The following is a 17,729-nucleotide window of genomic DNA, read 5'->3' as shown; positions in this document are numbered from 1 at the left end:
TGATGAGGACCGCGAAACGGCGCATCGCTACTTCCCGAGCCGGTTTCAGCCGGCCGCTGATGGGCCTTTCCGCGGGTGGCCCCTCGACCGGGCGCGGCGCGTTTGAAACCGACTTACGCGACGCGCCTGGATCTTCGTTTCATGCATTCCCAAACCGTTACGCAGTTTGGGACGCACGCATTCAAGCCCCGCCGGACGGTCACCCCACAGGATCGCCCGGTCTGTCCTAAGCGCGTCGCTTCGACGCGCTTAGCTCTTTTGTCTATGCATGTCGTTGTCCCAAAACCGCTGCGCACTTCTGGGCGACATGCACCTGTGATCGCCGATCATGGTTGATATTCGGTTGACGGCGCTCGACAAGAGCCGCGATTTTGCCGAAACAATGGCGGCAAATCGATGACATAGATCGAGCGCGCCCGGGGGAACTCAAAATGCAGATCCTTTTGAAGTTCGTCAAATGGCTGCTCGGCTTGGCTGTGCTGGCCGCCGCGGTACTCGCCGGCTGGCTGTATTTCGCGCCGCCGGAACTGATCCGCGTCGGTTCCGGCTATGCCGCCAAGATCGTCTGTTCGAACGTCTTCATCGCCGGGCGAGACGCCGACGATGTGCTTGCCGTCGATGTGCAGGCGCCGGGTCATCCGCTGCTGAAGCTGATGAGAGTGTCGGTGGACAAGGAGAAGGGAACGGTTTCGGCGGGCCTGTTCGGCGTGCTCGGCAAGAGTGTCGCGGTCGCCCGCGACGGGCTCGGCTGCGCTTCGGTTCCCGACGGCGATATTGCCGCCGCCAAGGCTATCGCGGGAGCCGCGCCAGCGGCGGCGCCGCTGCCCGATGCGATCTGGCCGGAGGGCGACAAGGTCGGCGCCTCGCAGGATCCCGAGGTCACGGCAATTCTCGACGATCCGGCGTTGACCGGTGCCGGCATGCGGGCGGTGGTGGTGGTCAAGAACGGCCGCATCGTCGCTGAGCGTTATGGCGACGGCTTTTCCGAAAAGACGCCGCTATTGGGCTGGTCAATGACCAAGACGGTGAATGCGGCGATCGTCGGCACGCTGGTGAAGGAGGGCAAGCTGGCGATGACCAACCAGGGTCTGTTCGGTCCCTGGAAGGGAGATGGCCGCGCCGTGATCAGCCTCGCCGACATGATGGCGATGTCGAGCGGGCTGGAATTCAACGAGGATTATGGCGACGTCGCCGACGTAACGCGCATGCTCTATCTCGAACCGGACATGGCGGGCTTTGCCGGATCCAAGCCGCTGACCGGCGAGATCGGCAAGGTGTTTTCCTATTCGAGCGGCACGGCGGTGATGCTGTCCAGGCTGTGGCAGGACGCAATCGGCGACAAGGACAAGGCACTGGCCTGGCCGAGGACCGCGCTGTTCGATCCGCTCGGCATGCAGAGCGCTGTGCTTGAGGCCGACGAGCACGGCACCTTCGTCGGCTCGTCCTATCTCTATGCCACGGCATGCGACTGGGCGCGCTTCGGCCAGTTCCTGCTGCAGGGCGGCGTCTGGAACGGCCAGGAGATCCTGCCCGCCGGCTTCGTCGACTGGATGCGGGAACCGGCAACTGCCTCGAAAGTCTACGGCAAGGGGCAATTATGGATAGAAGGACCGGGCGACGAAGAAAACCCCGGCGCCGGCACTGCCGCCGGCCTGCCCAAGGACACCTATTGGATGGAGGGGCATGATGGGCAAACGGTTGCCATCATCCCCTCGGAGCAGCTGGTTGTGGTGCGGCTCGGGCTGACGCCGGCCAGGCTCGGCTATCGGCCGCAGGCGATGGTGGCGGCGCTGATCAAGGCGCTGCACTGAGGAATGCGGCGGTCGCAGTCTTGTCTATGCGACTGTCGCCAAAGGTTTGGCGCGATCAACACGCGCCCGCTCGTCGGGTGAGTTCATAACCGTCCAAAGATCATTACGGCGCTGGACGTTCAACCAGAAATCCGGGCTGTTGCCAAACACCCGCGCCAGAATGAGCGCGGTAGCCGCCGTCACGTTGCGGCGGCCGTTGCACAATTCGTTCACATGCTTGCGCTGGACGCTCATAGCTTCGGCCAAAGCCGCCTGTGTCAGGCCGAGTGGTTGCATGAATTCTTCCGTAAGAATTTCGCCAACCGTTGCTGGCTTGCGTGCGGTCATCAACATGTCTCACCTCACTTATATATAACTGTGGTCGTCGAGATAGATGTCCGACGCCTCGCCCCGGCCCCAGTCCCAGCGGAAGACCAGCCGCCATTGTTTGTTGACACGGATCGAATGGAAGCCTTCGAGATTGCCGCGCAACTTCTCGAAATGGTTGCTGGGCGGCACACGCAAATCCTGATCGATCGCCGCGTCGTCAATCATCTGGAGCTTGCGGAACAAGCGGCTTTCGAGATCGGACGGAATATTGCGGGAGTGGGTGTCGTCCACGAAGAAAGCCCGCAGCCATCCATCTCTAAAGCCGATGATCATCCCATGCTTCCGGCGAGGAGATAATGTACCACTCCTTGGGTCATATGGCAATGTGTGATTTAGCCAATTAACTGATTTCAGCCACGGCCCTCATTTAGGATTGGAGCCCCAAAACCTTCCACGGCAAAATTGATATTAGATGGCGATCTTGCTCACGGCGAGCCAGCTGTAGCCGCGATAAAGTGTTTTGAATCGAACGCTTGCGCCAACTCTTGCAGATTCCGAATCCAGAATCGCGCGCAACGATTGACGCGGCTCGACGTGGAATTTTTTCAGCCAGCCGCGCAACAGCTTGCGGAACCAGCTGGGCAAGGCTTCCTGCTGGCCAAAATCGACGACATGCAGCGAGCCACCCGGTGACAGAGCAGCAAGAGCCGCGGATACCGTCTTTTCCCAGCCGGGGATCATCGACAGCGAATATGAGACAAAGACGCGGTCGAAACTTTCGACGCCGAACAGCGCTTTCGCGTCGAAATTCGTGGCATCGCCGCGCGCCAGCGTGACGCGGCCGGAGAGGCCTTCGCGCGCGAGGGCGGCAGTGGCCGTCTCCAGCATCTCGGCCGAAATATCGAGGCCGAAGAAGCGCGCGCCGGGATAGCGGCGGGCGGCGAGGATGATGTTGCGGCCGGTGCCGCAGCCGAGCTCGAGCACGGTGCCGCCGGCCGGCACATCCAGTCCGGCGATAAGCCGGTCGCGGCCCAGCAAATAATATTTGCGGGTCAGGTCGTAGATATGACGCTGCCAGCGGTAGACGCCGTCCATCAGTTCGGCATGGCTGGCCGGCAAGTCGGTCGTGCTCATGCGGACCGCTTCACATAGAGATGGAAGCCGCCATAGATGGCCGAGCGGTCGCGCGCCGAAAACTCGCGCGAGGCGTCGTTCTCGTAGCGCCACTGATCGAGCAGCGAATTCGAGACGCGGCCGGGCAGCAGGCTGGGTTCCGCTGCGGTGCGGAAGATGACGCGGGCGCCGGTGGAGGCGGTTCGGGTGATCTCGGCCCACAACTCGTTGAGCTGGTCGTCGGTCATCCAGTCCTGTGCATCGAGCAGCACGAAGCGATCCACCGAGCCGGCATCCTTGCGGGCAAGGAACTCGATCAGATTGGCGTGGTGGATGGCAACGCGATCGACATTGTTGCGGATCGTCTTGTAGTTGCGCTTTTCGAGATAGGCGGGCAGGGCGGCCTCGCCCGGATCAGGGTAGCGGCGGGCGAAAGCCTGCCAGGCGAAATAATTGGTCTTCAGCGGAAAATCGCAGGCGAGCTTTTCCAGTCGTGCCTTCAGCACGCTGGCCATGGTGCCGTCACCCGAGGTGATCAGCGAATCGTACTGGGCCGGCGGAATGCCGAGGCCGAACAGCGAAGCCTTTCGCGAGGTCGCCCATTTCAGCAGCGGTTTTTCGAAGACCGGCGCCAGCTCTTCGTCGAAGAAGCGGCGCTGATCGGCGATGGTCTTGGCGTCCATGATTCCGGCCGGGTCGACGCCGAAGAATTTTGCGGTGCGATGGCCGATCGCAATGAACAGGCCAAGCAGGCCGGTCTGGTAGAAATTGCGGTCGAAGACGGCGATGCGGCGACGGCCGCGCCAGTTGCGGCGCTCCCAATAATGGCGGCTGACCGGGTCGAGATGCGGTGCGATGAAGCGATCGTAGGCCTGTGAATTGTGCCCGGTCTCAGCCGCGCCGAAGAAACGGAACAGGTCGCCCTGCGACGGCAGGTGACGGACGGCTTCGAGCTTCATGCGGTTCAGCGCGATATGGGCAGCGTTGAGGTCGACGGCATCGATCCTTTCCGGCGAGCGGGTGAGATAGGCAAGGATGTTACAGCCGCCGGAGGCAATGGTGACGATGCGGTGGCCCGTCCCGAGCTGCATCGCGTCCATGTCGATTTCGGGGTCTTCCCAGATCTGCGGATAGACGAGGCCGGAGAACAGGAAGGCGAACAGGCGCTCGGAGATGCCGGCTTTCGACAGCGGGCGGTTCTGGTAGACGGCCTTGCCGACTTCCTTGCCGCGGCGAAAAACCAGGTCCCCAGAAATGTCCGTCATGGCAAGGCGATTCCCCGTTTGCTTTGCCGCAAGCGGGTAGCGCAGGGTGATGACAGGCCAGTGACAGCCTGTTGACGCGAGTTCAGGCCTTGCCAAATCCACCTGGGGTCGGCGTCGTCACGATGACCGCCTCGCCAGCGTCGAGGATGGTCTGATCGCAGGCTTTCAGCGTCTCGATCGCGCCGGTCTTGCGGCGGACCTTGGTCGAACCGGCCTCGCCATCGCCGCCTCCGTCCAGTCCCCGCGGCGGGCGGTTGCGATGCGAGGACAGGATCGCGCATTCCATTTTTTCGAGGAAGCGGATGGTGCGCCCGGTGCCGTCGCCGGCATTCCATTTGCCTTCGCCGCCGGAGCCTTCGCGGATATGAAAATCCTCGAGCAATACCGGGAAACGCAGTTCCAGCACTTCCGGATCGGTCAGGCGCGAATTGGTCATATGGGTGTGGACGCCGGAGGTGCCGGCAAAACCGCGGCCGTCGTTCATCCGGCCAGCCGGCGAGCCCGAGCAGATCGTCTCGTAATACTGGTACTGCTTGTTGCCGAAGGTGAGATTGTTCATCGTGCCTTGCGCATTGGCCATCGCGCCCATGGCGCCGAACAGCGCGTTGGTGACATGCTGCGAGGTCTCGACGTTACCGGCGACGACTGCCGCGGGATAGGCGGGCTTCAGCATCGAGCCGTCGGGAATGACGATGTTGATCGGCCGCAGACATCCGGCATTCATCGGGATGTTGTCTTCGACCATGACGCGGAAGGCATAAAGCACAGCGGCTCGGGCGACTGGCTCTGGCGCATTGAAATTGTTCTTCATCACCGGCGACGTTCCGGTGAAGTCGACGGTCGCTTCGCGCTTCCGCCGGTCGACCGATATCTTCACCTTGATCATTTGGCCGGTGTCGGTCGGATATTCGTATTCGGAACTGTCGGGCAGCCGCTCCAGAACGCGGCGCACGCTTTCGGCGGCATTGTCCTGGACATGGCCCATATAGGCTTCGACGACATCGAGGCCGAAATGCGCGACCATCTTGCGCAGCTCGGCGACGCCCTTTTCGTTCGCGGCGATCTGCGCCTTGAGGTCGGAGATGTTCTGGTGCGGATTGCGCGCCGGGTAGGGGTGGTTGGTGAGTAGCGTCTCCAGGTCCTTCTCGCGGAACCGGCCGCGATCGACGATGCGGAAATTATCGAACAGCACGCCTTCCTCGTCGACGGTTGTGGCAAGCGGCGTCATCGAGCCGGGCGCGGTGCCGCCGATGTCGGCATGATGGCCACGCGAGGCGACGTAGAAGAGGATCTCCTCCCCCCTCGAGGGGGAGGTGGCGGCGAAGCCGCCGGAGGGGGTCGTTGCGGCAGTGCTCGACGCATTTGTGGTGCCTTCTGCGAGGACCCCACCCGGCCGCTTCGCGGCCACCCTCCCCTCAAGGGGGAGGGAAAACACCGGCGTCACCACTGTGATATCAGGCAGATGGGTGCCGCCATTGTAAGGTGCGTTCAGCGCAAAGACGTCGCCGGGGTGAATGTCGCCGGAATTGAGCCGGATGATGGTCTCCACCGAGCGGTCCATCGAGCCGAGATGCACCGGCATATGCGGTGCGTTGGCGACCAGCGCGCCATTCCGGTCGAAGACGGCGCAGGAGAAATCGAGCCGCTCCTTGATGTTGACGGAATAGGCAGTGTTTTGCAGCGTTACGCCCATCTGTTCGGCGATCGACATGAACAGGTTGTTGAAGACCTCCAGCATCACCGGATCGGCTTCGGTGCCGAGTGCGGCCTGTCGGCGCTTCTTCTCGACGCGCCGCATCAATACGTGGTCCTTGGCGGTGATCTCGGCCTGCCAGCCCGGCTCGACGACAATGGTCTGGTTCGGCTCGATGATCAAAGCAGGGCCGGCGATCTTGTTACCAGGCTTCAGCGTTTCGCGAGGGAAGATGCCGGCGTCGCGCCAGACGCCGTCGACAAAGATTTTCCGGTTCCCGGAAGGACTTGCGGCCATGTCTTCAACAACTGAATCGCTTTCGTCGCGGCCGGTGCCGCCGGTATCGGTACCCTCGACGCCGACCGATTCGACGATCATCGGCTTGTCGTCGTAGACGAAACCGAACTGCGCCTTGTGCGCCAGTTCGAAGTCCGCCTTGGCCTGCGCAATCGAGCCGTGCCCGAAGTTCACAGGCAGCGCGGTATCGGTGCCGTCGTAGCGGATCTGCAGCACCGGTCTCGAGGCGACCGCGTCTTCGCTGATGCCTTGCGCGGCGAGTTCGTCGATGACGGCTTTGCGCAGCGTTGCGATGAGTTCATCGATCGCTGGCCCGGAATTGTCCGCCAGCGGCTTCAGCAGCGCCTGCTGGCGTGACGCAAATACAGAGGATAGGCCGATGCCGTATGCCGAGAGCAGGCCTGAGAAGGGATGGATCAGCACCGCCTCCATGCCGAGCGCATCGGCGACCAGGCAAGCGTGCTGGCCGCCGGCGCCGCCGAAGCAGTTCAGGAGGTATTCGGTGACATCGTAGCCGCGCTGCACCGAAATCTTCTTGATGGCGTTGGCCATGTTTTCGACGGCGATGGTGATGAACCCTTCGGCGACGGTTTCCGGCGAGCGGCCGTCGCCGATCTCGGCGGCAAGTGCGGTGAATTTTTCGCGAACCGTCTGGACGTCGAGCGGTTCGTCCTGGCCCGGTCCAAAAATAGCCGGGAAGAACTCGGGCTGCAGCTTGCCCAGCATGACATTGGCGTCAGTGACGGCCAACGGGCCGCCGCGCCTATAGGCGGCCGGGCCGGGATTGGCGCCGGCCGAATCCGGCCCGGCGCGAAAGCGGCCGGCCTCGTAATGGAGGATCGAGCCGCCGCCTGCAGCAACGGTGTGGATGCGCATCATCGGCGCGCGGATGCGCACGCCGGCGACCTCGGTGTCGAAGGCGCGCTCGTAGTCACCATCGTAATGGGCGACATCGGTGGAGGTGCCGCCCATGTCGAAGCCTATGACTTTGCCGAAACCGGCGAGTTTTGCCGTCTCGACCATGCCGACGACACCGCCGGCCGGGCCGGACAACAGCGCATCCTTGCCCTGGAACATGTCGGCGGCGGTGAGGCCGCCCGACGACATCATGAACATGAGGCGAGGGCTTTCCCTCCCACTTGAGGGGAGGGTGGCGGCGAAGCCGCCGGGTGGGGTCGGCTCGACTGGGTTCGACACTCTGGCGGTGCCTTCTGAGATGACCCCCTCTGGCTGCTGCGCAGCCATCTCCCCCACAAGGGGGGAGATTGGCGCGGCACCCAGTTCCGCCGCAACCCTTTGCACATACCTTGCCAGGATCGGCGACAGATAGGCGTCGACCACCGTGGTGTCGCCACGGCCGACCAGCTTGATCAGCGGCGAGACCTCGTGACTGACCGAGACCTGCGAGAATCCGAGCTTTCGACAGACTTTGGCGACCGCCTTTTCGTGCTCGGGATGTTTCCAGGCATGCATGAAGACGATCGCGACCGCATCGATGCCATCCGCCTTGGCTTGCTCAATAGCCGGGCGTACCGAAGCAATGTCGAGCAGGCGCTCGACACTGCCGTCGGCGCGAACCCTTTCGTCGATCTCGACGACACGCTCATAGAGCTGTTCGGGAAGGATGATCTGCTTGGCAAAGATATCGGGCCTGGCCTGATAGGCAATCCTCAGCGCATCGCGGAAGCCTTTGGTGATGAGCAGCAGCACACGGTCGCCCTTGCGCTCGAGAAGGGCATTGGTGGCAACCGTGGTGCCCATCTTGACATCGCCGATCAGAGCGGAGGGGATTGGAGCGCCGGGTTGGACGCCGAGCAGCTCGCGAATGCCCTGGATGGCAGCGTCGGCATAGGCTTCGGGATTCTCGGACAGCAGCTTGCGCGGGTTGAGCGCGCCTTCCGGGTCCCGACCGATGACGTCGGTGAAGGTGCCGCCACGGTCGATCCAGAAATCCCATTTTGCGGTCATGGCAGTGGCTCCCGGGATTTTCCCTGTTCGATCTGTTAGCTCGCGAGGCCCTGACCGGCAATCGTCAAGTGATTGGAATATGTTACAGGCAGAAATGCAACGTTACGAAACTCATGCGCAGCTTACGCATTGTGTCCTCGACCGCCGCCGGTAACGGAGGCGTGATTAGAGGAGAGATATCATGAAGAAACTCATTCTTGCGTCGGTGTCGGCGCTTGCGTTGCTTGGCCTTGCCGCCTGCAGCAACAGCGGCACCGACAACACCACGACGCAGAGCACCAACCCGCCGGCATCCGACCAGACGATGAAGCCGGCTGCTCCTGACGCCAACAAGCCTGCCGAGCCGGCTCCGGCTCCGGCGCCTGCGCCGGCTGCTCCGGCTCAGTAGTCAATGTGACAACCAAGGAAAGGCTGGCCTCATAGGCCGGCCTTTCTGCTGCTTACGATGCCAGCGCCTGGCGGCCGAGTGCGACGACGTGAGCGCTGGCGCCAGCCGCCTCAGGCATTGCGCCAAATCGATTGGGCCAGCCCCTGCGTCACTGTCTTGGCTTGATAGCGATGGGTGGTTAGCCCTATGAAGCCCCCATGTCGATTTGGGACCGCCTTGGTGACTTCGTCACACGCGTTTCATCTTCAGCGTCGTCAGGCGTCGCCGAAGTGGTCGAGGCCGTGCGCACGGTTTTCTCCGGCGATGCCGATCTGCGCCGGCGCGTCGCCTTCTCGGTGGCGATGATCGCCCTGTCGGCCAAGATGGCCAAGGCAGACGGCATCGTCACGCAAGACGAGGTGCGCGCCTTCCAGGAAATATTCGAGGTGCCGAAGGAACAGAGGCGCAATGTGGCGCGGCTCTACGATTTGGCCAAACGCGACATTGCCGGTTTCGAGACCTATGCCGAGCGGATGGCGCAGCTTTGCGGTTCGGGCCATTCGAACTGCCTGATGCTCGAGGACATACTCGACGGGCTGTTCCACATCGCCAAGGCCGACGGGCTGGTGCATGAGCGCGAGGGCCAATTCCTGCATCGCATCGCCGAGATATTCCGCATCGATGAGGCGCATTACCAGAGCATCCTGGCCCGGCATGTCGATCTGGGTGCGGCCGATCCTTATATTGTGCTCGGCATCGAGCGTGGCAAGCCGTTCGAGGAGGTCCGCAGGCGCTACCGCAAGCTGGTCTCCGACAATCATCCGGACCGGCTGATCGCACGCGGCCTGCCGCAGGAATTCATCAAGATCGCGACGACCAGGCTGGCGGCGATCAACGCGGCCTATGAAATGATCGAGCGAGGCCTGCGGCACGCATGAGCGGCTTTCCGCCCGATGAGCCGAGCGCCGAGGTCAGGGTATCGCCGAATTTCGGACCACGGCGCGGGACGCTCGGACCCGATATGATCGTGCTGCACTACACCGGCATGGCAACCGGCGCCGGTGCCGAGGAATGGCTTTGCGATCCGGCAAGCGAGGTCTCGTCGCACTACCTGGTCCATGAGGGCGGCCGCATTGTTCAGATGGTAAGGGAAAGCGACCGCGCCTGGCATGCCGGCAGGAGTTCGTGGTTCGGGCTGAACGACGTCAACTCCTGTTCGATCGGCATCGAGATCGTCAATCCGGGGCATACGCTCGGCTATCGCAACTTTCCAAAACCGCAGATCGACGCGGTGATCGGCCTGTGCGCCGGCATCGTCGAGCGCCATTCCATTCCGGCGCAGCGGGTGCTTGCCCATTCCGACGTGGCACCGGGGCGAAAGGTCGATCCAGGCGAGAAATTTCCATGGAAGGCCTTGTTTGCTGCCGGTATCGGCCATGTTGTGCCGGCAGCACCGATCCGGCGCGGCGCCGTGCTGAAGCCAGGCGATACCGGCGCCGAGGTAGAGGCGCTGCAGTCGATGCTGGCGCTCTATGGTTATGGCGTCGAGATCACCGGCACTTTCGACCGGCAGACCGAAATCGTGGTCGAGGCATTTCAGCGGCATTTCCGGCTGCGCCTGGTCGATGGCATGGCTGACGGATCGACGATCCGCACGCTGGAAAGGCTGCTCGCTTCCGTAAGGATAGCCTCTCTCAAATAATCTTTTGCCAGCTTAAAAGTTACAATCTGTTACTCAAAGTGACTTGCGTCGCCTTCTTTGGCGCCAATTCCGTCGTCAAAGGCGATCCGTACAGATTGTCGGACGTCTATCCCCCACATGTTCCGATGTTGATTGAGGGTATCTGCGCGAAGTTCTTTGTGCAGATCAAACAGAACAGGATCACATGCAGAAATTGACCGTTTTAACGGCAGCCATTGCTGCCGGCGTAATGACTTTTGCCTTCAGTGCGGCGAACAGCGCACCGCTGAGCCAGCGGGCCGATCAGGGCTTCAGTGCCGCAGCCGGCAAAACCGCCATGCCGAAGGGTGGTGCAAAAGTAGAGAAGACCGCCACCGCAAAAGTGGAAAAAGCGGCCGCGGTAAAGACGAAAAAGCCAGTCTCCGCGAAAAGGCCAACCGCTGCGAGAAAGACAATCGCCAAACAGCATGTGAAGCGTAACCGCAAACGCATCGACCGCATGGCAACGGCGTCAGTCGCTCCGAAGAGCAGGCCAGCGCCTCAGGCGGCGGTAGTCGGCGGCAGCGGACAGTATTCGGCGATCATTGCGCGTTATGCCGCCAGCTATGGCGTCCCGGTGTCGCTCGCCAACGCCGTCATCAAGATCGAAAGCAACTACCAACCGAACCAGGTCGGCAGCGCCGGCGAGATCGGCCTGATGCAGATCAAGCCGGCGACGGCAAGGATGATGGGCTATAGCGGTTCGGTTCAGGGTCTCTACGATCCCGATACCAACATCAAATACGGCATGAAGTACCTTGCCATGGCGCGGGATCTCGGCGGCGGCACGACCTGCGGCACGATCCTGAAATACAATGCCGGCCACGCCGCCACACGGATGAACCCGGTGTCCGCAGCCTATTGCGGCAAGGTCAAGGTGCAGCTGGCACCCGCCTGACAAGCGACAACTTGCTTTTTCGTTTGCGTTTTCGGGCCTGAACCCCTTTATACGCCTTGCCAGCTGGCCGGGCGGCCGCACCCGCGAAGCCGAAAGGCTGCGGGTGAGGAAAGTCCGGGCTCCATGGAGACACGGTGCCGGTTAATGACCGGCGGGGGCGACCCCAGGGAAAGTGCCACAGAAAGCAAACCGCCACGATCCAATCGTGGCAAGGGTGAAAGGGTGGGGTAAGAGCCCACCGCGCGACTGGCAACAGGAGCGGCACGGTAAACCCCACCGGGAGCAAGACCGAATAGGGGCGGTGCGAGGGGAAACCCTCGAGGGCTGTTTCCGGCTCACCGTCCGGGTAGGTTGCGTGAGGCGCATGGCAACATGCGCCCAAGATGAATGGCCGCCACGTTCTCGCCCCGTAAGGGGCGAGGGCCATACAGAACCCGGCTTACAGGCCAGCTGGCAGTTTTCCCCGATAAAAGGAAATCTCCTGATATCAGCAGGTTGCGTCTTCGGGCGCAGCCGTTGATTCACTTTCGACCCCTGCAGCCGAGCGCGACAATCCTTGAAATTGGTACGATTTAATCGTACCATTGAGAGATTGATCAGGAGTGCGCCATGGGCCACGTTGACAAACGCAGCATCACGCTATCGCCGGAACTGGCGGCGGCGGTCGACGACGTGGTCGCCGCCGGCGAATATGCCTCGGCGAGCGAGGTGATCCGCGACGCGCTGCGGCAATGGAAGGACCGGCGCGACCTGCTCGGCTACACGGTCGAGGAATTGCGCAAGCTGGTGCAGGAGGGGATCGACAGCGGACCGGGACGGTTTGCGTCGATCGACGAAATAAAGGCCGAAGCGCGGAGACGATTGAAACCCGACAGCGCGGCATGAATTTGCTGCCCATCATCCGAACCGCAAATGCGGAAGAGGATTTGATCGCGATCTGGCTTCATGTTGCGCAAGACAGCGAGGCTGCGGTCGATCGATTGCTCGATCGGATCGAAGCCCGCTGGCAGCAAGTGGCCACTTATCCCTTCTCAGGTGCCCCGCGCGAAGACATCGCGCCCGGCATCCGTCACCTGATCGTCGGCGTCGAAGAGGCGATCGAAATCGTTCGCGTCCTCCACGGCCGGCGCAAGATCGACGCCGATTCAGCCACCGATTGCGTCTAGCGACGCCTCGATCGCCTGCCAAAGCTCTTCCACCGGCTCGCAGCCGATCGACAGGCGAACGAAGCCGGGCGGAACGGCATCTCCCCTTTTTGATCGCCGTTCGGCCGAAGTGTGCACGCCGCCGAACGACGTCGCTGCCTGCATCAAGGCGCAATTGTTGATGAAATCCTCGGCCCTGTCCTCCGAGGCGAGCACGAACGAGATGAGAAAGCCGAAGCGCTCCATCTGGGCGCGGGCAAGATTGTGCGATGGATCGCTCTCCAGTCCCGGAAAGCGCAAGCCGCTGATCGCGCGATGGTTTTTCAGCCGTCGCGCTATCATTTCGGCGGAAGCGCACATGCGGTCGAAGCGCACGTCCAGCGTTTCGAGGCCGCGATGCACCAGCCATGCCTCGAACGGCCCGGGGATAGCGCCCGACGCCTCGCGCCAGTCGGTCACCCTCGAGATAATGTCCGCGTCGCGGCTGGCGACATGGCCGAACAGCACATCGGAATGGCCGTTTGGTGCCTTGGTGTCGGCGGCAATGACGATATCTGCACCGAGATCGAGCGGGCGCTGGCCGAAAGGCGTCATCGTCGTGTTGTCGACCACAAGCACCGCACCCGCTCTATGCACGGCCTCGGCGACGGCTGCGATGTCGCATATGTCCAGTCCTGGGTTGGCGGGCGTTTCGACGAAGGCAAGCCGATACCTATCGAAGCCGCCGTCGAGGAAGCTCGATGTTGGCCGGACATCATAAGCGACGCCGAAGGACTTCAGGAAGCGCTCTGCCAGCGCTCTCGTCGTGTGATAGCCGTCGGACGGCAGCAGGATACGGTCGCCGGCTTTGAGCAGGCCGAAAAATACTGCCGAGATGGCAGCCATCCCCGAGGGAAAGGCGACGCATGGGGCGTCTTCCAAATGCGCCAGCATGTGCTCGACCGCATCCCAGGTCGGATTGCTGAAGCGGCCATATTGATCGAAGCCGGTGGCGTCGCCGGGCGCATGAAAGATGGCGGCCATGGTCAGGGGCAAGGGGATCGGGTCGCCCTTGGCCAGCCTGCCGCGGCGCAGATGGGGAAGTGCCGCGGCGCGTGACTTGGCTGATTCGGACATGGTTTCAAACCTCGTTACTGACCGGAAAAGGAGATGCCGAGGCTATGCGCGGCAGCGATCCGCAGCAAGCCGGCTCCGGTTGGGCCACACGGCTCTAAACGCTTCGTTAGGCTTAATAGACGATAAAGACGGGAGTGCCGTCAAAGCTGCTCTCCCCAGTCGTGGCAGGCGCGTTTTGAAGACTGTTCCCGTTGACGCCCATAACACCCCATGATATCCCATTCCGATACTCAAGCCTTCGTTCCGTGTCAGGGTGAAGCGTACGCCAATCGGGCAGCCGCGGCGGCTGCGCGTTTGCCTGCGTTCGCCCGTTATAACGAAGTGGGTTTTGGGCGCCGACCGGGCTGGGGCGGCGCGGACAGGAAGATGCAGAGGGGTGCGGCGGCGCAAGCGGCCGTAACGCGTAATGGACCGGTTTCTGTCGAACGCGGTGAACAGGATCGATGTGAAGGGACGGGTGTCCGTGCCGGCGCATTTCCGTGCCGTTGTGCAGAAACGCGGCTATTCGGAACTTTATGCGCTACGCTGCCTGGATCGCCCGGCGATGGATGTCGGTGGGCTCGACCTGCTCGATCGCTACGAGCAGCGTATCGCCCAGGAAGACCCGTTCCTGCAGACGGCGGACGACATGTCGTTCTTCTGCCATGGCGATGGAACGTTTCTGAAGCTCGACCAGGACGGCCGTATCACGATGAGCGATTTCATTCGCGAGCATACCGGCATTTCAGCGGAAGTGGCCTTCGTTGGCCGCGGCAATTTCTTTCAGATCTGGGAGCCGGGACGGCTCAGCGCCTATGGGACGGAAGCACGCGCCCGGCTTTTGCAGCTTCGGCAGGGGACGAAGCCCGAGGAGCGGCCGGAATGATGGCGGGCGACGGCGATGAAGTTCATGCCGTTGGCGGACCAGCCCGTCACATTCCGGTCCTCCTTGCCGAAGTTCTGGAGGTGCTGGCGCCGACAAAAGGCGAGGTGATCGTCGACGGCACGTTCGGTGCCGGCGGCTACACCAAGGCCATTCTGGCAAGCGGAGCCTCGGTCGTCGCCATCGACCGCGATCCGGATGCGATCGCGGCGGGGCGGGCCCTTGAACAGCAGTCCGGCGGCAAGCTCAGGCTTGTCCAGGCACCGTTCTCGACGCTCGACGAGCAGGTTGAAAGTGCCGATGGCGTCGTGCTCGACATCGGCATCTCCTCCATGCAGATCGACCAGCCGGAGCGCGGCTTTTCATTCCGGGCCGATGGACCGCTCGACATGCGCATGGCGCAGGCGGGCCTGAGCGCCGCCGACGTCGTCAACACCTTCAAGGTGGGCGATCTTGCCCGCATCTTCGGTTTTCTCGGCGAGGAACGCCATGCCGGGCGCATCGCCCGCATGATCGAGAGCCGTCGCGAAAAACGCCCCTTCGAGCGCACGCTCGACCTTGCCGATGCCATCGAGACGCATATCGGTCGCGCGCCGAAAGACAAGATCCATCCGGCCACCCGCGTTTTCCAGGCGCTGCGCATCTTCGTCAATGACGAACTCGGCGAACTGGCCAAGGCACTGTTTGCCGCCGAGCGCGCGCTGAAACCGGGCGGGCGGCTTGTCGTGGTGACCTTCCATTCCCTCGAGGACCGCATCGTCAAGCGCTTCATCGCCGACAGAGCCGATTCAGCGACCGGATCGCGGCACCTGCCCGAGGCGCAGGCGCGCACCGCCACCTTCACCAAGAAGGGCGGCGGCGTGACGCCTGGCGATGCCGAGATATCGGCAAATCCGCGGGCGCGCTCGGCAAGGCTGCGCACTGCAATCCGTACAGAGGCGCCGGCGCGTGCCGGCGATTTTTCGATTTTCGGCCTGCCAAAACTGCCTGGCCCAAAGCTTCCCGGCGCCGATCGACCGGGAGAGAGGTGAGCACGTGTTTCGTACCAGCGACATAGTCCTGATCGCCGTCATGGTTTCGGCGGCTGCCCTGACCTACAAGACCAAGCGCGAGGCCGAGGAGCAACTGGCGGCAGTGCACAAGATCCAGGCGCAGATCCGTTATGAGGAGGACACGATCGACCTGCTCAAGGCGGACTGGAGCCTGCTTACCCAGCCGTCGCGCCTGCAGAAGCTCACCGAAATCTACAAATCGCAACTCGGACTCGAGCCGGTCAATGCGCGCCAGATCGTCGGGCTGGACGATCTGCCGGCGAAACCCGTCAACATCGAGGACCTTTCATCGCAGCGGCTGGGCGGCATGGCCGATATCGGCGGCAAGGATCCCGTGGTGACCGGAGGCATCGTCCAATGATCACCGGATTTCCAATCGCCGCCAGATTTCCAAAGATTGGCAGGCTGCTGAAGCGCGGTTCGAAGCCCGGCGCGGGCGGATCGATCGTGGTAGAAGGTGGCCGCAAGGCGACCGGTGGCAAGGGCAGGACCCGCATCGTCATGACGATGGCGGTGTTCTTCGGCATCTATTCTACCATTGCCGGGCGGCTGGTCTATCTTGGTTTCCAGAATCCCGACCTGTCGGGCGGGCCGCAGAGCCGGGTGACGGCATCGCGACCCGACATCGTCGACCGTAACGGCGAAGTGCTGGCGACCGACATCAAGACCGCGTCGCTGTTTGCCGAACCGCGCCGCATCGTCGATGCCGACGAGGCGATCGAAAAGCTGTCGACGGTGCTTCCCGAGATCGACTACGAGCAGACATATAACAAGCTGAAGAGCGGCGCCGGCTTCGTCTGGCTGCAGCGGCAACTGACGCCGAAGCAGCAGGCCGACATCATGCAACTCGGCATCCCCGGATTCGGCTTTCGCACCGAAAAGCGCCGGTTCTATCCGGCCGGCGAAACCTCGTCCTACATTGTCGGCCTCACCAACATCGACAATCAGGGCATCTCCGGCATAGAGAAATACATCGACGAACAAGGCTTGAGCGACCTTCAGGCGTCGGGTCTGGCGGTGGCCAAGGATTTGAAGCCGGTGCAGCTCTCGATCGACCTGCGCGTCCAGCATATCGTGCGCGACGAGGTCGCCACCGGCATGGAAAAGTACCACGCCATCGCGGCGGGCGCCGTTGTGCTCAACGTCAAGACCGGCGAGGTGCTGGCGATGGCGTCGGTTCCGGATTTCGATCCGAACAACCCCTATAACGCGCAGGACAAGGACCGGCTCAACCGTATGTCGGCCGGCCTCTATGAAATGGGGTCGACCTTCAAGAGCTTCACCACCGCCATGGCGCTCGATTCCGGCAAGATAACGCTGCAAAGCCGTTTCGACGCGTCGCGCCCGATCAGGATCGGCCATCAAACCATCCATGATTTCCATGGCAAGGGCCGGGTATTGTCGGTGCCGGAAGTGTTCATCTACTCCTCCAATATCGGCTCTGCCAAGGAAGCCGAAGCGGTTGGCATCGACGGACACCGCGAATTCCTGCATCGCCTGGGAATCCTCGAGAAGATGCAGACCGAACTGCCGGAAGTCGCTCGGCCGACCGAGCCCAAGGTCTGGAAGCAGGTCAATTCGATCACCATCGCCTTCGGCCACGGTGTGTCGACGACGCCGCTGCAGACAGCGGTCGGCTGCGCCGCGCTGATGAATGGCGGCTATCTGATGGATCCGACCTTCCTGCCGCGCACGCAGGAGCAGGCGATGGCGGTGGCCAAGAAAGTGGTCAGCGACAAGACGGTCGAGGGCATGCGCTATCTCTATGCACTCAATGCCGAAAAGGGATCCGGCCGCAATGCACGGGTGCCAGGATACCGGGTGGGCGGCAAGACGGGAACGGCGGAGAAGGTTGTCAACGGCCGTTACTCGAAGGAAAAGAATTTCAACGCCTTCGTTGCGGCTTTCCCGATGGACGATCCGCAATACATAGTGCTTACGATCGCCGACGAACCGAAGCCGGAAAAGCCCGGCATGGGTGCTACGGCCGCCTCGAACGCGGGCATCATGGCTGCAAACATCATCCGACGTGCGGCTTCCATGCTTGGCGTGAAGCCAGATTTCAGCCATGAAAATGGTGCAACGCTGGTTTCCTATCAGTGATTCTTGGGGC

Annotated in this window: 17 protein-coding genes and 1 other RNA gene; 12 read left to right on the top strand and 6 right to left on the bottom strand. The window is 62.3% G+C overall.

Going from position 1 to position 17,729, the window contains the following annotated elements; genetic code table 11:
• Window positions 1-431: 431 nt before the first annotated feature.
• Entirely contained in the window at window positions 432-1,811 is a 1,380-nt protein-coding gene (locus tag X773_RS54315) for a serine hydrolase (protein WP_023676786.1), read from the top strand.
• A 24-nt stretch (window positions 1,812-1,835) separates the two neighbouring features.
• Here the strand turns inward: X773_RS54315 and X773_RS54310 are convergent, their stop codons facing one another.
• The 5 genes from X773_RS54310 to X773_RS54290 all read right to left on the bottom strand — a co-directional run bounded on the left by X773_RS54310 (window position 1,836) and on the right by X773_RS54290 (window position 8,456).
• Window positions 1,836-2,144: a HigA family addiction module antitoxin gene (locus X773_RS54310; protein ID WP_023676785.1), complete on the bottom strand. Its 309-nt coding sequence runs from the start codon at window positions 2,142-2,144 to the stop codon at window positions 1,836-1,838.
• Between the two features lie 12 nt (window positions 2,145-2,156).
• Window positions 2,157-2,453 carry a type II toxin-antitoxin system RelE/ParE family toxin gene (locus tag X773_RS54305; RefSeq protein ID WP_023676784.1) on the bottom strand — a complete coding sequence of 99 codons (297 nt, stop codon included), beginning with the start codon at window positions 2,451-2,453 and terminating at the stop codon, window positions 2,157-2,159.
• 135 nt (window positions 2,454-2,588) lie between these two features.
• On the bottom strand, window positions 2,589-3,254 hold the full coding sequence (locus X773_RS54300; RefSeq protein ID WP_023676783.1) for a class I SAM-dependent methyltransferase: 666 nt from the start codon (window positions 3,252-3,254) through the stop codon (window positions 2,589-2,591).
• Window positions 3,251-4,498 carry a DUF3419 family protein gene (locus X773_RS54295; protein WP_023676782.1) on the bottom strand — a complete coding sequence of 416 codons (1,248 nt, stop codon included), beginning with the start codon at window positions 4,496-4,498 and terminating at the stop codon, window positions 3,251-3,253. Before X773_RS54295 ends, X773_RS54300 begins: the two co-directional genes overlap by 4 nt.
• Before the next feature lie 82 nt (window positions 4,499-4,580).
• On the bottom strand, window positions 4,581-8,456 hold the full coding sequence (locus tag X773_RS54290) for a hydantoinase B/oxoprolinase family protein (RefSeq protein WP_023676781.1): 3,876 nt from the start codon (window positions 8,454-8,456) through the stop codon (window positions 4,581-4,583).
• A 181-nt stretch (window positions 8,457-8,637) separates the two neighbouring features.
• Here X773_RS54290 and X773_RS54285 point away from each other — a divergent pair, with 181 nt between their 5' ends.
• From X773_RS54285 to X773_RS54260, 7 genes are all read left to right on the top strand, one after another.
• Window positions 8,638-8,844, top strand: a complete 207-nt coding sequence (locus X773_RS54285) for a hypothetical protein (RefSeq protein WP_023676780.1) — start codon at window positions 8,638-8,640, stop codon at window positions 8,842-8,844.
• Between the two features lie 197 nt (window positions 8,845-9,041).
• The gene (locus X773_RS54280; protein WP_023676779.1) at window positions 9,042-9,761 is read left to right on the top strand and encodes a DnaJ family molecular chaperone; all 720 of its coding nucleotides are present in this window, start codon (window positions 9,042-9,044) and stop codon (window positions 9,759-9,761) included.
• Complete coding sequence (locus X773_RS54275; protein ID WP_023676778.1) at window positions 9,758-10,525, top strand: N-acetylmuramoyl-L-alanine amidase; 768 nt, start codon at window positions 9,758-9,760, stop codon at window positions 10,523-10,525. The genes X773_RS54280 and X773_RS54275 overlap by 4 nt, the downstream gene beginning before the upstream one ends.
• A 184-nt stretch (window positions 10,526-10,709) precedes the next feature.
• Complete coding sequence (locus X773_RS54270; protein WP_023676777.1) at window positions 10,710-11,441, top strand: transglycosylase SLT domain-containing protein; 732 nt, start codon at window positions 10,710-10,712, stop codon at window positions 11,439-11,441.
• Window positions 11,442-11,500: 59 nt separating this feature from the next.
• Window positions 11,501-11,899, top strand: an RNA gene (gene rnpB / locus X773_RS73650) — RNase P RNA component class A.
• 151 nt (window positions 11,900-12,050) lie between these two features.
• A complete protein-coding gene (locus X773_RS54265) occupies window positions 12,051-12,326 on the top strand; it encodes a type II toxin-antitoxin system ParD family antitoxin (RefSeq protein WP_023676776.1) in 276 nt (91 codons plus the stop codon).
• Complete coding sequence (locus X773_RS54260; protein ID WP_031211773.1) at window positions 12,323-12,607, top strand: type II toxin-antitoxin system RelE/ParE family toxin; 285 nt, start codon at window positions 12,323-12,325, stop codon at window positions 12,605-12,607. The genes X773_RS54265 and X773_RS54260 overlap by 4 nt, the downstream gene beginning before the upstream one ends.
• Here X773_RS54260 and X773_RS54255 read toward each other — a convergent pair.
• Window positions 12,587-13,702 (bottom strand): cystathionine gamma-lyase, encoded by a 1,116-nt coding sequence (locus X773_RS54255; RefSeq protein WP_023676774.1) that lies wholly within the window; start codon window positions 13,700-13,702, stop codon window positions 12,587-12,589. The genes X773_RS54260 and X773_RS54255 overlap by 21 nt on opposite strands.
• 406 nt (window positions 13,703-14,108) lie before the next feature.
• Between X773_RS54255 and mraZ the strand changes: the two genes are divergently transcribed.
• Genes mraZ through X773_RS54235 form a run of 4 tightly spaced genes read left to right on the top strand, consistent with a single transcriptional unit; the run spans window position 14,109 to window position 17,719 of the window.
• Entirely contained in the window at window positions 14,109-14,567 is a 459-nt protein-coding gene (mraZ, locus tag X773_RS54250; protein ID WP_023676773.1) for a division/cell wall cluster transcriptional repressor MraZ, read from the top strand.
• Window positions 14,564-15,595 (top strand): 16S rRNA (cytosine(1402)-N(4))-methyltransferase RsmH, encoded by a 1,032-nt coding sequence (rsmH, locus tag X773_RS54245; protein ID WP_023676772.1) that lies wholly within the window; start codon window positions 14,564-14,566, stop codon window positions 15,593-15,595. The genes mraZ and rsmH overlap by 4 nt, the downstream gene beginning before the upstream one ends.
• Window positions 15,596-15,599: 4 nt before the next feature.
• Window positions 15,600-15,977 (top strand): hypothetical protein, encoded by a 378-nt coding sequence (locus X773_RS54240; protein WP_023676771.1) that lies wholly within the window; start codon window positions 15,600-15,602, stop codon window positions 15,975-15,977.
• Window positions 15,974-17,719, top strand: coding sequence for a penicillin-binding protein 2 (locus X773_RS54235; protein WP_023676770.1), 1,746 nt, complete (start codon window positions 15,974-15,976; stop codon window positions 17,717-17,719). Before X773_RS54240 ends, X773_RS54235 begins: the two co-directional genes overlap by 4 nt.
• Window positions 17,720-17,729: the final 10 nt, after the last annotated feature.

It is taken from the genome of Mesorhizobium sp. LSJC280B00 (assembly GCF_000502835.1).
Classification (GTDB): domain Bacteria; phylum Pseudomonadota; class Alphaproteobacteria; order Rhizobiales; family Rhizobiaceae; genus Mesorhizobium.
Note: the sequence above shows the minus strand (reverse complement) of the source record. Positions and strands in the feature narration are given on the sequence as shown.

Bases quoted from the DNA above. Each gene is read 5' to 3' on its own strand.
- X773_RS54315 (WP_023676786.1), top strand. From the start codon at position 432: ATGCAGATCCTTTTGAAGTTCGTCAAATGGCTGCTCGGCTTGGCTGTG.
- X773_RS54310 (WP_023676785.1), bottom strand. From the start codon at position 2,144: ATGTTGATGACCGCACGCAAGCCAGCAACGGTTGGCGAAATTCTTACG.
- X773_RS54305 (WP_023676784.1), bottom strand. From the start codon at position 2,453: ATGATCATCGGCTTTAGAGATGGATGGCTGCGGGCTTTCTTCGTGGAC.
- X773_RS54300 (WP_023676783.1), bottom strand. From the start codon at position 3,254: ATGAGCACGACCGACTTGCCGGCCAGCCATGCCGAACTGATGGACGGC.
- X773_RS54295 (WP_023676782.1), bottom strand. From the start codon at position 4,498: ATGACGGACATTTCTGGGGACCTGGTTTTTCGCCGCGGCAAGGAAGTC.
- X773_RS54290 (WP_023676781.1), bottom strand. From the start codon at position 8,456: ATGACCGCAAAATGGGATTTCTGGATCGACCGTGGCGGCACCTTCACC.
- X773_RS54285 (WP_023676780.1), top strand. From the start codon at position 8,638: ATGAAGAAACTCATTCTTGCGTCGGTGTCGGCGCTTGCGTTGCTTGGC.
- X773_RS54280 (WP_023676779.1), top strand. From the start codon at position 9,042: ATGTCGATTTGGGACCGCCTTGGTGACTTCGTCACACGCGTTTCATCT.
- X773_RS54275 (WP_023676778.1), top strand. From the start codon at position 9,758: ATGAGCGGCTTTCCGCCCGATGAGCCGAGCGCCGAGGTCAGGGTATCG.
- X773_RS54270 (WP_023676777.1), top strand. From the start codon at position 10,710: ATGCAGAAATTGACCGTTTTAACGGCAGCCATTGCTGCCGGCGTAATG.
- X773_RS54265 (WP_023676776.1), top strand. From the start codon at position 12,051: ATGGGCCACGTTGACAAACGCAGCATCACGCTATCGCCGGAACTGGCG.
- X773_RS54260 (WP_031211773.1), top strand. From the start codon at position 12,323: ATGAATTTGCTGCCCATCATCCGAACCGCAAATGCGGAAGAGGATTTG.
- X773_RS54255 (WP_023676774.1), bottom strand. From the start codon at position 13,702: ATGTCCGAATCAGCCAAGTCACGCGCCGCGGCACTTCCCCATCTGCGC.
- mraZ (WP_023676773.1), top strand. From the start codon at position 14,109: ATGGACCGGTTTCTGTCGAACGCGGTGAACAGGATCGATGTGAAGGGA.
- rsmH (WP_023676772.1), top strand. From the start codon at position 14,564: ATGATGGCGGGCGACGGCGATGAAGTTCATGCCGTTGGCGGACCAGCC.
- X773_RS54235 (WP_023676770.1), top strand. From the start codon at position 15,974: ATGATCACCGGATTTCCAATCGCCGCCAGATTTCCAAAGATTGGCAGG.